We start from the raw sequence: 12,870 nt of genomic DNA on the forward strand, positions 1-12,870 counted from the left end.
TTTGATCTGAACACAAATTCATCTTTTCTCTGGCATTACGTGTTTTTACGTGGCTGCTCTTCCGGTTGCTGTTCTTTTAATCAATTTTCTGAATTGTCCCGAAACGCCTGCTGTATCGTTTACATAGCAAAAAGTCTCAGGTATAAAAGGGCGTTTTTTATCATCTTGATTTATACTTAATTTTTACGCCGAAAATGATTATTGCTGTGCATTAATACAAACAGACAATAACAGTTTTAGTGATAATTTATTTGTAATTGAATTATCCGGCTCATGAAATTAACCAGAAATGCTGATGAAAATAAAAGGTTAATAAAAAGCGCATATTTTATTGTTATTTTTCTGTTTGGTTGTATTTACATGTACATTGCATTAACAATAAAGCAACTCAATGACCATATATGCGATTTTAATTAACACTGAGAGGAAAAATTGACGTAAATCAATCTATTGCACTGGCATTATTTCGGTGATTTGTTTAAATTGTGGCAGATCAAAATAGCCGAAAATGACTGCGCTGTGCATTATTTGATATATCCTCAGAATTCCAATCTGAATCACGCAAAAGCGGTTTATTGTGTGCAAATATAAGCGTACTATTATTAGGGTGTCTATTTAGGTGTTTTTTTGTTACTAATTTGTTATTGCATTTAGAGGCATTTATTGCTGGTAGTTATGTTGCTTTCTTTCTTCAGGAAAGCTTGGGTTGCCGCATGTCGGTGTCTTCCTGCTAGGAGCAAGGAGTCAAGATGTTTGATATTGTCGAACTGTCGCGATTACAGTTTGCCTTAACAGCGATGTACCACTTCTTATTTGTACCGCTAACATTAGGGATGTCCTTCATGTTAGCGATCATGGAAACGGTCTACGTCCTGTCCGGTAAACAAATCTATAAAGATATGACGAAGTTCTGGGGTAAGTTATTCGGTATTAACTTCGCTCTGGGTGTTGCTACCGGTCTGACTATGGAGTTCCAGTTCGGGACAAACTGGTCATACTACTCTCACTATGTCGGTGATATCTTCGGTGCGCCTCTGGCAATCGAAGGTCTGATGGCATTCTTCCTCGAATCCACCTTTGTGGGTCTGTTCTTCTTCGGCTGGGATCGTCTCAGCAAGAAACAGCACCTGATGGTGACCTGGTTCGTTGCACTTGGTTCCAACTTCTCCGCACTGTGGATTCTGGTGGCAAACGGCTGGATGCAGAACCCGATTGCTGCAGATTTCAACTTTGAAACCATGCGTATGGAGATGCTGAGCTTCTCCGAACTGGTTCTCAACCCGGTTGCACAGGTTAAATTTGTGCACACAGTGGCTGCCGGCTACTGTACCGGTGCGATCTTCGTACTGTCTATCAGTGCGTGGTATCTGATGAAAGGCCGTGATCTTGCATTTGCAAAACGCTCTTTTGCGATTGCAGCAAGCTTTGGTATCGCCGCTGTGTTATCCGTTATCGTGCTGGGTGATGAATCCGGTTATGAAATGGGTGACGTGCAGAAAACCAAACTCGCCGCGATTGAAGGTGAATGGCATACCCAGCCTGCGCCTGCATCATTTAACGTGATTGCGTTCCCTAATCAGGAAAAAATGGAAAACAGTTTTGCGATTGAGATTCCGTACCTGATGGGGATTATCACCACCCGTTCAATTGATACTCCGGTTCTCGGTCTGCGTGACCTGATGGTGCAGCACGAAGCCCGTATCCGTAACGGTATGGTGGCGTATGATCTGTTACAGCAGTTGCGTGGCGGTAATACCGACCCGGCAATTCGTGATGCCTTTAATCAGAGCAAAAAAGACCTTGGTTACGGCTTACTGCTGAAACGCTATACCGATAACGTCGGTCAGGCAACGGAAGAGCAGATTCAGGCAGCAACCAAAGACTCTATCCCGCGTGTTGCACCGCTGTTCTGGGCATTCCGCCTGATGGTAGCTGCCGGTGGTCTGATGCTGATCGTTCTCGGTCTGTCATTCCTGAGTGTACTGCGCAACCGTGTCGGCAAATCAAAATGGCTGCTGCGTGCTGCTTTCCTCAGCCTGCCGTTACCGTGGATTGGTGTTGAAGCGGGCTGGTTCGTTGCAGAATATGGCCGTCAGCCATGGGCGGTTGGTGAAGTATTACCGACAGCATATGCAACGTCACATCTGGCAGCCGGAGACATTCTGTTCTCTATGGCGCTGATTTGCGGCCTGTATACCTTATTCCTGATTGCTGAAATGTTCCTGATGTTCAAATTTGCACGTCTTGGTCCAAGCAGCTTAAAAACCGGCCGTTATCATTTCGAAACGTCCCCGGCACAAGACGCTAAGTAAACAGGAGCCCACTTATGTTTGATTATGAAATATTACGGTTTGTATGGTGGATCCTGATTGGCGTACTGCTGATTGGCTTCACTGTAACTGATGGCTTTGATATGGGCGTGGGTGTTCTGCTGCGTGTTATCGGCAGAAATGATACTGAACGCCGTATCATGATTAACTCAATTGCACCGCACTGGGACGGTAACCAGGTATGGCTTATCACCGCAGGTGGTGCACTGTTCGCAGCATGGCCGATGGTCTATGCGGCAGCATTCTCCGGTTTCTATATCGCAATGATTCTGGTCCTGGCGGCATTATTCTTCCGTCCGGTCGGTTTTGACTATCGTTCAAAACTGGAATCACCAAAATGGCGCGGTATGTGGGACTGGGGTATCTTTATCGGCAGTTTCGTACCGTCATTAGTGATCGGCGTGGCATTCGGTAACCTGTTACAGGGCGTACCGGTTGAAGTTAACTCCCAGCTGCAGGTGTCTTATGCAGGGAGCTTCTTCGGTCTGCTGAACCCGTACGGTCTGTTAGCCGGTTTAATCAGCCTGATGATGATCGTGGCGCATGGTGCGACTTACCTGCAGATGCGTACCACCGGTGATCTGCATGTGCGTGTGCGTAAAGCGACCACTATCACTGCTCTGCTGACATTTGTTCTGTTCGCAGCGGCTGGTGCATGGCTGATGTGGGGCGGTATCGATGGTTTCCGTGTTGTCTCTGACATTGACCATTTCGGTGCGTCTAACCCGGTTAATAAAGAAGTGGTACAGGAAGCAGGCGCATGGATGGCAAACTTCAATGCCTATCCAATCCTGTGGATCCTGCCTGCTATTGGTCTGGTATCACCTCTGCTGGTAGTGATGTTCACTGCAATGGATAAAGGCGCGTGGGCATTCCTGTTTACCTCGCTGACTATTGCCGGTGTGATCCTGACCTGTGGTACAGCAATGTTCCCGTTCATTATGCCTTCAAGCATTGACCCGAACGTCAGCCTGACCATGTGGGATGCAACCTCCAGCCTGTTTACTCTCCAGGTGATGACGGTTGTTGCGATTATCTTTGTGCCGATTGTTCTCCTGTACACCATCTGGTGTTATGTGAAGATGGCAGGGCGTCTTGATAAGTCCTTCATCGAAGAGAACAAACATTCACTGTATTAAGGAGCAGACGAATATGTGGTATTTTGCATGGATCCTCGGAACGCTCCTGGCCTGCAGTATTGCTGTTATCGCAGCACTGGCTATTGAGCATAACGAAGATAAAGCCGCTTCAGGCGAGTAAGACGGATGCTGGATAAGTCTTACCAACTACTGGATAAGGGTCCCTTACGGGCTCTTGTCCTTATAATGGCGTTGGGGCTGGCATTGAGTGTGATCTGGGATCCGTCGCGTTTTGCGGCAAACACCAGTTCATTACAGATCTGGCAGGGACTGCTGATGATCTGGGCGGTATGCAGCGGCGCAATTTTTGGTCTGGCATTCCGGCCGAAGCGCGCAATCTGGAAGATTTTGTTCCATCCGCTTCCGGCGGTGGTGATTCTGGGTTACGGCCTTTATCATTTTTTCAGCTGATATAAACGTTTATGACTAAAAAGCCGTTCATCTGAACGGCTTTTTTCTTTTCTGTTTCCGCCCGGTTCACGGATAGCGCAGTAATGCGGCATTACCGGCAAAAAAGCGGGCAAAATAATCAATAAACACCCGGACCTTCTGCGGCAAATGCGCAGCGGGCGGAAATACCATATTGATGCTCTGATCCGGTACCGGCTGACGGGTGAACACCGGAACCAGCTTCTCCTCTGCTAATTGCTCCCGGATATACCAGACCGGCAGCAGGCTGTAACCCTGATGTGCCAGTGTCATGGTGCGGATCGCCTGAATCGCGTTAGAGATAAACACCCGGTTGTCCGGCGCGGGCAGATGCTGATGCCGGTTGATACGGGCGGCCAGGTTGCTGTTGGCGATAAAGGGCAGGGCGGCGGGATCACTGCTCTCTGTCACGCGGTGCTGCCGGATAAACTCCGGCGTTGCCACATAACAGACCGGAAAATCGGCGAGTTTGCGGAACCGCAGGCCGCTGTCACTCAGCGTTCCCAGCCGGAACACCACATCCAGTTTCAGAGCAATCAAATCACTCAGACTATGATCGACGCGGTAATCCGCTCTGATCAGCGGATAGCGCGCTGTAAAAGCAGGCAGCTGCGGCAGCAGAAATTGTCCGCCGAATTCTGCGGTGGCACTGAAACTCAGCGGCCCCTGTGGTTGCGCCGTTCCTGTTCTGACGGCATCCATCGCGCTGTCGAACTGTTGTAACAGCGGTTTGAATTGCTGATACAGCGCCTGGCCGGATTCCGTCAGCGTAAACTGCCGCGTAGTCCGGTGCAGCAGTGTGGTACTGAGCTCGGATTCCAGGGCTTTGATATGCAGGCTGACCACCGATTTGCTCAGATTCAGGTGTGCAGCGGCCCGGGTAAAGGAACCGGTGTCCACAACATAAATAAAGGTATTGATCTTCTCAACGGATGTCAGCATAAGATTGTTTTGTTTTTTCAAACAGTATTGTCTATTTTGCTGCATAGACGGCTGCGGTCAACTGCTTTTACACTGCTGGCCGGAGGAAACCATGACTTATCGTTACCGTATCGCCCTGATTTTTTTACTGGGCTTTTTTATTGATTGCATCAATATCTTTATGTCGGCCATCACGCTGCCTGCAATTGCGGAGGCCATGCAGGTGTCATCCCTGTCGGTGACCTGGGTGGCAAACAGTTATATTCTCGGACTGACACTGATTATCCCGCTCAGCCCCCGGCTGGCGGCCCGTTTCGGGATCCGCGAACTGATGACGGCCTCAATGCTGCTGTTTGCAGCAGCGGCAGTACTGGCAGGCAGTGCAGAATCCTTTGCTTCGCTGATTTTCTGGCGTTTTTTACAGGGGGTGGCAGGCGGATTACTGATCCCTGCCGGGCAGTCACTGACTTTTCAGTATTTTCAGGGGCGTGAGCGAAGCAAAATCTCCACCATTATTATGATGATCGCGCTGATTGCGCCCGCGCTTTCCCCGATGGCCGGGGGGATTATTGTTGACCTGGCCGGATGGCGGCCTGTCTTTTATGTCAATGCGCCGGTGGCACTCTTTACGGCACTGCTGGCCTGGTGCTGGATCCGTGAACCGAAAACCGCTGCCGGAGAAGCACCGGATCTCAAAGGGCTGCTTCTGGTCAGCCTGACGCTGGCATCCCTGCTGCTCGCCCTCTCATTGTACGGGGAATACCACAATATCACCGGTGCACTGGCGCTCGGCGGGCTGATGTTGTTCAGTGCAGGGCTTTATTACCGACATTACCGGCAGACCCCGCAGGCGATTATTGATTTATCGCTGCTGAAAAATACCCGGCTGTGGCTCTCGGTTGCAGTGTATTACGCGGTGCCGGGCGTATTCACCGGGACTAACATCCTCGCTATCTTTTATCTGACCTCGGTTTCCGGCCTGAGTACCGCTGTCACCGGTGCGTTTATGCTGCTGTATGCAGCAGGGGCGATGGTGGCGATGCTGATTAGTGGTGCGGTGTATAACCGGACCGGTGCCGGGCGTCTGTTTATTATCAGTCTGCTGCTGCACAGCGGCGGTATCGCGCTGTTTGCCCTGACAGACAGCCATACACCGCTGTATTTCATCGGTCTGATTTATTTGCTGACCGGCACCGGCGGCGGTATTGCCGCAAACTGCGCACAAACCACTGCGCTGTATGACTTTCACGGCGCACAGCTGAACAAAGCCAGTGTGATCTGGAATATTAACCGTCAGGTGGTGTTCAGTATTGGTGCTGCCGTCATGATGACGCTGTATCAGACTCTGAATGCGGTTGCCCCGGGACAGGCATTTGCCCTGACATTTCTGGGGGGGGCTCTGGCCGGGCTTATCCCGCTGATTTTCCTGGTCCGCCCGCAGTACCGAACTTCATTAAAACCCGCAGAGGAGATTATCCGTGAGTAATACTATGTTTCAGCAGGCATGTGACGAAATCCATCATGTCCATGATCTGATTTTTAAAACATTTACTGTCCCCGGGGCAGAAGGACAGGCGGCACTGTCTGAGTTGCTTACCCATTTTACCCCTGAGTTTTCCATGACCGGTATCAGCGGGGCGGTGATTGATCTCGCGGCGGTGACGGCGATGTTTACCCGTATACAGGGTCAGAGACAGGGAGCACCGATTGAAACGGCGGAGTATCAGTGTATCTGTCAGACAGAAAGCACCATATCAGTGCGCTATCAGGAGACACAGCACTTTGCCGGAAGTACCACAGTACGGCGCTCGCTGGTTATTCTCCGCCGCGGGGATAACGGGCAATGGTTGTGGCATTATTTACATGAAACACCGCTGTCTGCCTGAAATGCCGCAGGCGGCGTTTTCAGCCGGTAAATGCGGACGGAAATCCTGTTTTTATAAGATAAAAATAAGGTGATTTAATTTATGGAATTACAATAAGTTAGATTGCGCGGTAAATAAATCGGTAGCACAAAAATCCGGATAATTCCGGATTTTTGTGTGTTCGTGGGGAAAAATGTCTTTTAATAAGTGTTTAATGATAGCTTTCAGAGCAAAAAATAACGCCTCTAAGGTGTTGTAATACGTAACAAAATATTTTTTCATCTCAACCCTTCCGGGGGCTTGCGTGTTGGATAAAGGCGAGTATGATTAGCGCGCGGACAAACGGGCTTTTCTTATCTTTACGAACTAAGCATTTTCAATACGTTTGCTCTTCACGTATAGTTTGCAAAGCATGTTGTCTGATAAAGGTAAGTTGCGGGATATTCAATGTTCAGTTGGCCAATACGGGTTTATTACGAAGATACCGATGCTGGTGGTGTGGTATACCACGGGCAGTATCTTGCATTTTTTGAGCGCGCCAGAACCGAAATGTTACGGGAACGGGGCTTTCATCAGCAGCGTCTGCTGGAAGAGCAGCTCGGCTTTGTGGTCCGCAAATTAACTATCGATTACCACCATCCGGCAAGGTTAGACGATCTGTTAGAGGTACGCAGTGAGATCACCGACATCCGTCGTGCGTCTCTGACATTTACGCAGACACTTATGCATAAAAACGGAACTCTTTTATGTCGCGCAGAGGTACTGGTCGCCTGCGTGAATATTTCTTTAATGAAGCCGGTAGCGCTTCCTGAGTCTATTGTCGCGGAGTTTAAGCAGTGACTGACATGAATATCTGGGATTTATTCCTGAAAGCAAGTTACCTCGTGCAATTTATCATGCTGGTATTGCTGGGCTTTTCTGTTGCCTCGTGGGCCATTATTATTCAGCGCACCAAAGTCCTGAATGCGGCCACCCGTGAAGCAGAAGCGTTTGAAGACAAATTCTGGTCAGGAATCGAACTGTCCCGTCTGTATAAAGAAAGCCAGGCCCGCCGTGATGAACTGAGCGGTACTGAGCAGATCTTCTACTCTGGTTTTAAAGAATTTGCCCGCCTGCATCAGGCGAATGTGCATTCTCCGCAGGCGGTGGAAACCGGTGCGGCGCGTGCAATGCGCATCTCCATGAACCGTGAGATGGAAAATCTGGAAAACCACATCCCGTTCCTTGGCACTGTCGGTTCTATCAGCCCGTATATCGGTCTGTTCGGTACAGTATGGGGGATCATGCACGCCTTTATCGCACTGGGTGCGGTAAAACAGGCAACATTACAGATGGTGGCACCGGGTATTGCGGAAGCACTGATTGCAACAGCAATCGGTCTGTTTGCGGCAATTCCTGCGGTTATGGCATACAACCGTCTTAATCAGCGCGTGAATAAATTAGAACAGAATTACGACAACTTCAGCGAAGAATTTCTGGCGATTTTACACCGTCAGGCCTTTGCTACTGCTGATAAGAAATAAGGCAGGAGATTATCATGGCACGTCATCGCGGACGCCGGCGGGAGCTGAAATCCGAAATTAACATTGTTCCTTTACTGGACGTGTTACTCGTGTTGCTGCTGATCTTCATGGCAACAGCGCCGATCATCAGTCAGAGTGTGGAAGTGGATCTGCCGGATGCCTCCGATTCACAATCCGTTTCCACCAATGATAATCCGCCGGTGATTCTGGAAGTCTCCGGTGTCGGCCGCTACACCCTGGTCGTGAAGCAGGATCGTCTGGAATTGTTACCGGAAGAGCAGATCATTGCGGCGGCAAAACAGTATTTGGCTGAAGATCCGAAGACTATCTTCCTGGTCGGCGGTGCCAAAGATGTGCCTTACGAAGAGATTATTAATGGCCTGAATATTCTGAAACAGGCCGGAGTGAAATCTGTGGGCCTGATGACGAAGCCGATGTAAGGTTTGTTATGCAGATGTTTTCACTCAGAAGGTTAGGGAATTAAGCGTGGGAAAGCGGAAAGAGCGTAAAGATAAATTAAATCGTTCTGTCATCACCTCTGTGGTGTTGCATCTTTTGCTGATTGCGCTTGTGATCTGGGGATCGTTTGTAACCAAATCAGGGCTGACCGGCGGCGGTGAAGGTGGCCAGGTGATCGATGCCATTATGGTTGATCCGAACGCCATGGTTGAAAATTTTAACCAGCAGCAACAGCAGCAGGCCAACGCAAAACAGGCTCAGGCGCAGCGCGAGAAAAAAGCGAAGCAGCAGGAAGAAGAATTACGTCAGAAAGAACTGCGTGAGCAGGAGCGCTTAAAAGCGATTGAAGAAGAGCGCCTGAAAACTGAACAAAAAGTGGAAGATCAGAAAAAACAGGCTGAAGAGCAGCAAAAACAAGCTCAGGAAGCCGTGAAGAAAGCTAAAGAAGAGCAGAAGCTGGCGGAAGAAGCCGCAGCCAAAGCTCAGGCTGAAAAAGAAAAAGTAATTAAAGAGCAGGCACTGGCGAAGAAACAGGCTGACGAAAAAGCCGCCGCACAGAAAGCTGCTGAAGAAGAAAAAGCCAAAGCCGAAAAAGCGGCTCAGGAAAAAGCCGCCAAGGCCGAAGCCGCTAAAGCGGAAGCTGCCAAAGCAGAAGCCGCCAAAGCTGAAAAAGCAGCCAAAGACAAAGCGGCTAAAGAAAAAGCCGCCAAAGCTGCAGCGAAAAAACAGGCCAGTGAAGTCGATGACCTCCTCGGCGGACTGGCATCCAACGCCCCGGGCACAGAAAGCGGCGGTGCATCTGCAGCCGGTCAGGGCGGTGGCAAGAAGAGCGGAACAAACTCGGATGGCGATATGAACGGTTATATCGCACAGGTCCGGTTAGCGATTCAGGCGAAGTTTTATAATGCGGATATGTACCGCGGTAAAACCTGTACGCTGGAAATTAATATCACTGATAAAGGTACGCTTATCAGTGTGAATGCGGTCGGTGGTGATGACGGTTTATGTCAGGCCGCACTCGCGGCGGCCAAACAGGCCCGTATTCCTGCGCCGCCGAGCAAATCGGTCTGGCAGCAGTTTAAGAATACCAAACTGGATTTTAAGCCGGAATAAGCTGTAATACAGCGTGACGAACCAGATATATCCGGGTGTTAGTTTTTACTGTGGTATCTGGTTTTGGTTATGAACGTTTGTTAAAATATGAGTTTGATGCGGGCATTGGCACAACGAGGGAGAGAGAATGAAGCAGGCAGTTAAATACATGCTCGGTTTTCTGATGCTGTGGGCGGCAGTTGCTCAGGCTGAAGTTCGTATCGAGATTACTCAGGGTGTTGATTCAGCACGTCCTATCGGAATCGTGCCTTTCCAGGTCGCCGGCGGCGGCGCTGTACCGGAAGACATCGGCGCGATCATTGCTGCTGACCTGCGTAACAGCGGGAAATTTAACCCGATCGACCCTAACCGTATGCCGCAGTTACCGGGTACCGCCTCTGAAGTGGTTCCTGAGTCCTGGACGGCGTTAGGCATTGATGCTGTTGTTGTCGGCCAGGTTCAGCCGGGTGCTGACGGCAACTATCTGGTGAGCTACCAGCTGGTGGATACCTCCGGTTCCCCGGGCAGCGTACTTGCACAGAACCAGTTTAAAGTCACCAAACAGTGGCTGCGTTATGCGGCACATACTGCAAGTGATGAAGTATTTGAGAAATTAACCGGTATTCGTGGTGCATTCCGCACGCGGATCGCTTATGTGGTGGTTAAAAACAGCGGTGACTATCGTCACGAGCTGCGCGTGTCTGATTATGACGGCTACAACCAGTTTACCGTTCACCGTTCACCTGAGCCGCTGATGTCACCGGCATGGTCACCGGATGGCGAGAAACTGGCGTATGTTACCTTTGAGAGCGGAAGTTCAGCCCTGGTTATTCAGAATCTGTCCAGCGGACAGGTGCGTCAGGTTGCTTCATTCCCGCGTCACAACGGTGCACCGGCATTTTCACCGGACGGAACCAAACTGGCATTTGCGTTATCAAAAACCGGTAGTCTGAATCTGTATGTGATGGATCTCGGCTCAGGCCAGATGCGTCAGGTAACAGATGGTCGCAGTAATAACACCGAACCTTCATGGTTCCCGGACAGCCAGACGTTAGCGTTCACGTCTGACCAGGCTGGTCGTCCGCAGATCTATAAGGTTGGTATTAATGGCGGTGCGCCTGAGCGCCTGACGTGGGATGGAACTCAGAACCAGAATGGTGACGTCAGTGCTGACGGCAGTTTCCTGGTAATGGTCAGTTCAGGCGGCGGGAAACAGCATATCGCCAAACAAGATCTAGTAGCGAACAATTTCCAGATTTTAACGGATACGTTCCTAGATGAAACGCCAAGTATCGCACCTAACGGCACTATGGTTATTTATAGCTCCTCACAAGGTATGGGAACTATATTGCAGCTGGTTTCGACCGACGGGCGTTTCAAAGCGCGTCTTCCGGCGACTGACGGACAGGTAAAATTCCCTGCCTGGTCGCCGTATCTGTGATGCATTAAAAATATGTATGGCAAATTATAAAAGGATCAAAGAGATGCAACTTAACAAAGTGCTTAAAGGGCTGATGTTAGCTTTACCTGTTCTGGCTGTTGCTGCATGTAGTTCTAACAAAAACGACCAGACTGATGCGGGCACTGTCGACAATGGCGCAAACACTGGTATGTCTGCGGAAGAACTGGCACGCCAGCAGCTGCAGGAACTTCAGAACAACAATATCGTATACTTCGGTTTCGACAAATACGATATCTCTCCTGAATTCCAGCAAATGCTGGATGCACACGCTGCATTCCTGCGCAACAACCCTTCTTACAAAGTAACTGTAGAAGGTCATGCTGACGAACGTGGTACTCCTGAGTACAACATCGCACTGGGCGAGCGTCGTGCCAACGCAGCGAAAATGTACCTGCAGGGTAAAGGCGTTAACGGCGAACAAATCTCTATCGTTTCTTACGGTAAAGAGAAGCCGGCAGTTCTGGGTCACACCGAAGCTGACTACGCTAAAAACCGTCGTGCAGTAATCGTATACTAAGAGATATACATGAAAAGTAACTTCAGACGCCTGATGGTGAGTCTGTCGTTATTGATAGGTGTAGCGGCCCCCTGGGCCGCTATTGCTCAGGCACCCATCATCAATATCGGCTCAGGCTCCACTGATGACCGCCTCACGCAGCTCGAGCGTATTTCTAACGCTCATGGTCAGCTATTAACCCAACTTCAGCAACAAGTCATGGACAACCAGCGCGATATCGATATGCTGCGCGGGCAAATCCAGGAAAGTCAGTATCAGCTGAATCAGTTGACAGAACGCCAACGCGAACTTTTCTCACAGGTGGATTCCCTCACCGGTGGCGGCAGCGCATCAACAGATAATACATCCGCGGCATCCGGTAATACGGACTCTGCGGGGACTGCCGCGACCTCCGCTCCTGCTGCTGCAAGTAAGGGCAATGAGAAAGATGACTATAACGCCGCGGTAAACATGGCGATGAACACCAAAGATTACGATGGTGCAATCAGCGCATTTCAGAGTTTTATCCAAAGCTATCCGAAATCCGGTTATCTTCCTAATGCCAATTACTGGTTAGGTCAGATGAACTACAACAAAGGCAAAAAAGATGACGCTGCGGCGTATTTTGCTTCTGTGGTAAAGAACTGGCCGAAATCCCAGAAAGCAGGGGAGTCCTTCTATAAAGTCGGGCTGATCATGCAGGAGAAAGGGGATAAAGCGAAGGCGAAAGCGATTTATCAGCAGGTTGTCGCAAAATATCCGGGCTCTTCCGGTGCGAAACTGGCTGAGAAAAAACTGGCTGGTTTATAACCGCCGGTTTATTTTTTTGCTCAGAGTATAGCCCCGACCGGAGAGTTTTTTGCTCAACCGGGGCTAAGTGAGTGAATTATAAGCGTTTGAATAAGTTAATTTGAAAAAATCGTTGCACCGGCCGGATAAATCAGTATTATATCGTGCCGTTGGCAAGAGAGTACGGGTCGTTAGCTCAGTTGGTAGAGCAGTTGACTTTTAATCAATTGGTCACAGGTTCGAATCCTGTACGACCCACCATTCTCTTTTGCCCGAAATCTGAAACGGGTCGTTAGCTCAGTTGGTAGAGCAGTTGACTTTTAATCAATTGGTCACAGGTTCGAATCCTGTACGACCCACCATTC

14 protein-coding genes and 2 tRNA genes are annotated in these 12,870 nt (G+C 49.6%); 15 read left to right on the top strand and 1 reads right to left on the bottom strand.

Going from position 1 to position 12,870, the window contains the following annotated elements; all coding sequences use genetic code 11:
• The first annotated feature begins 749 nt into the window (after nucleotides 1-749).
• The 4 genes from cydA to ybgE are packed head-to-tail and all read left to right on the top strand — an operon-like array spanning nucleotide 750 to nucleotide 3,880.
• Entirely contained in the window at nucleotides 750-2,312 is a 1,563-nt protein-coding gene (gene cydA, locus AB7038_RS15765; RefSeq protein WP_369453630.1) for a cytochrome ubiquinol oxidase subunit I, read from the top strand.
• 14 nt (nucleotides 2,313-2,326) lie between these two features.
• On the top strand, nucleotides 2,327-3,469 hold the full coding sequence (gene cydB, locus AB7038_RS15770) for a cytochrome d ubiquinol oxidase subunit II (RefSeq protein WP_368888792.1): 1,143 nt from the start codon (nucleotides 2,327-2,329) through the stop codon (nucleotides 3,467-3,469).
• Nucleotides 3,470-3,482: 13 nt separating this feature from the next.
• Entirely contained in the window at nucleotides 3,483-3,590 is a 108-nt protein-coding gene (gene cydX, locus AB7038_RS15775; RefSeq protein ID WP_071997709.1) for a cytochrome bd-I oxidase subunit CydX, read from the top strand.
• A 5-nt stretch (nucleotides 3,591-3,595) separates the two neighbouring features.
• On the top strand, nucleotides 3,596-3,880 hold the full coding sequence (gene ybgE, locus AB7038_RS15780) for a cyd operon protein YbgE (RefSeq protein ID WP_015422547.1): 285 nt from the start codon (nucleotides 3,596-3,598) through the stop codon (nucleotides 3,878-3,880).
• Nucleotides 3,881-3,946: 66 nt separating this feature from the next.
• Here the strand turns inward: ybgE and AB7038_RS15785 are convergent, their stop codons facing one another.
• A complete protein-coding gene (locus tag AB7038_RS15785; RefSeq protein WP_368888791.1) occupies nucleotides 3,947-4,840 on the bottom strand; it encodes a LysR family transcriptional regulator in 894 nt (297 codons plus the stop codon).
• A gap of 91 nt (nucleotides 4,841-4,931) precedes the next feature.
• On the opposite strand from AB7038_RS15785, the gene AB7038_RS15790 reads away from it, so the two are divergent.
• From AB7038_RS15790 to AB7038_RS15840, 11 genes are all read left to right on the top strand, one after another.
• Nucleotides 4,932-6,305, top strand: a complete 1,374-nt coding sequence (locus AB7038_RS15790) for an MFS transporter (RefSeq protein ID WP_368888790.1) — start codon at nucleotides 4,932-4,934, stop codon at nucleotides 6,303-6,305.
• The gene (locus AB7038_RS15795; protein ID WP_369453631.1) at nucleotides 6,298-6,705 is read left to right on the top strand and encodes a hypothetical protein; all 408 of its coding nucleotides are present in this window, start codon (nucleotides 6,298-6,300) and stop codon (nucleotides 6,703-6,705) included. Before AB7038_RS15790 ends, AB7038_RS15795 begins: the two co-directional genes overlap by 8 nt.
• Nucleotides 6,706-7,131: 426 nt before the next feature.
• Nucleotides 7,132-7,524: a tol-pal system-associated acyl-CoA thioesterase gene (gene ybgC / locus AB7038_RS15800; protein WP_004241619.1), complete on the top strand. Its 393-nt coding sequence runs from the start codon at nucleotides 7,132-7,134 to the stop codon at nucleotides 7,522-7,524.
• Nucleotides 7,521-8,207, top strand: coding sequence for a Tol-Pal system protein TolQ (gene tolQ, locus AB7038_RS15805; protein ID WP_004241620.1), 687 nt, complete (start codon nucleotides 7,521-7,523; stop codon nucleotides 8,205-8,207). The genes ybgC and tolQ overlap by 4 nt, the downstream gene beginning before the upstream one ends.
• Before the next feature lie 14 nt (nucleotides 8,208-8,221).
• The gene (gene tolR / locus AB7038_RS15810) at nucleotides 8,222-8,647 is read left to right on the top strand and encodes a colicin uptake protein TolR (protein WP_004235659.1); all 426 of its coding nucleotides are present in this window, start codon (nucleotides 8,222-8,224) and stop codon (nucleotides 8,645-8,647) included.
• A 46-nt stretch (nucleotides 8,648-8,693) separates the two neighbouring features.
• Nucleotides 8,694-9,779 (top strand): cell envelope integrity protein TolA, encoded by a 1,086-nt coding sequence (gene tolA / locus AB7038_RS15815; protein ID WP_072871202.1) that lies wholly within the window; start codon nucleotides 8,694-8,696, stop codon nucleotides 9,777-9,779.
• Between the two features lie 127 nt (nucleotides 9,780-9,906).
• Nucleotides 9,907-11,199 carry a Tol-Pal system beta propeller repeat protein TolB gene (gene tolB / locus AB7038_RS15820; RefSeq protein ID WP_369453632.1) on the top strand — a complete coding sequence of 431 codons (1,293 nt, stop codon included), beginning with the start codon at nucleotides 9,907-9,909 and terminating at the stop codon, nucleotides 11,197-11,199.
• Nucleotides 11,200-11,242: 43 nt separating this feature from the next.
• Complete coding sequence (gene pal / locus AB7038_RS15825) at nucleotides 11,243-11,737, top strand: peptidoglycan-associated lipoprotein Pal (RefSeq protein WP_024474148.1); 495 nt, start codon at nucleotides 11,243-11,245, stop codon at nucleotides 11,735-11,737.
• 9 nt (nucleotides 11,738-11,746) lie between these two features.
• Nucleotides 11,747-12,526 carry a cell division protein CpoB gene (gene cpoB, locus AB7038_RS15830; RefSeq protein ID WP_015422550.1) on the top strand — a complete coding sequence of 260 codons (780 nt, stop codon included), beginning with the start codon at nucleotides 11,747-11,749 and terminating at the stop codon, nucleotides 12,524-12,526.
• A gap of 164 nt (nucleotides 12,527-12,690) precedes the next feature.
• Nucleotides 12,691-12,766, top strand: a tRNA-Lys gene (locus AB7038_RS15835).
• A gap of 25 nt (nucleotides 12,767-12,791) precedes the next feature.
• Nucleotides 12,792-12,867, top strand: a tRNA-Lys gene (locus AB7038_RS15840).
• The last annotated feature ends 3 nt before the right edge of the window (nucleotides 12,868-12,870 follow it).

The organism is Morganella morganii, from assembly GCF_041099235.1.
GTDB lineage: Bacteria > Pseudomonadota > Gammaproteobacteria > Enterobacterales > Enterobacteriaceae > Morganella > Morganella morganii_E.

What these genes read in the sequence shown, in the direction of transcription:
- cydA (WP_369453630.1), top strand. Translation starts at nt 750, where the DNA reads ATGTTTGATATTGTCGAACTGTCGCGATTACAGTTTGCCTTAACAGCG.
- cydB (WP_368888792.1), top strand. Translation starts at nt 2,327, where the DNA reads ATGTTTGATTATGAAATATTACGGTTTGTATGGTGGATCCTGATTGGC.
- cydX (WP_071997709.1), top strand. Translation starts at nt 3,483, where the DNA reads ATGTGGTATTTTGCATGGATCCTCGGAACGCTCCTGGCCTGCAGTATT.
- ybgE (WP_015422547.1), top strand. Translation starts at nt 3,596, where the DNA reads ATGCTGGATAAGTCTTACCAACTACTGGATAAGGGTCCCTTACGGGCT.
- AB7038_RS15785 (WP_368888791.1), bottom strand. Translation starts at nt 4,840, where the DNA reads ATGCTGACATCCGTTGAGAAGATCAATACCTTTATTTATGTTGTGGAC.
- AB7038_RS15790 (WP_368888790.1), top strand. Translation starts at nt 4,932, where the DNA reads ATGACTTATCGTTACCGTATCGCCCTGATTTTTTTACTGGGCTTTTTT.
- ybgC (WP_004241619.1), top strand. Translation starts at nt 7,132, where the DNA reads ATGTTCAGTTGGCCAATACGGGTTTATTACGAAGATACCGATGCTGGT.
- tolR (WP_004235659.1), top strand. Translation starts at nt 8,222, where the DNA reads ATGGCACGTCATCGCGGACGCCGGCGGGAGCTGAAATCCGAAATTAAC.
- tolB (WP_369453632.1), top strand. Translation starts at nt 9,907, where the DNA reads ATGAAGCAGGCAGTTAAATACATGCTCGGTTTTCTGATGCTGTGGGCG.
- pal (WP_024474148.1), top strand. Translation starts at nt 11,243, where the DNA reads ATGCAACTTAACAAAGTGCTTAAAGGGCTGATGTTAGCTTTACCTGTT.
- cpoB (WP_015422550.1), top strand. Translation starts at nt 11,747, where the DNA reads ATGAAAAGTAACTTCAGACGCCTGATGGTGAGTCTGTCGTTATTGATA.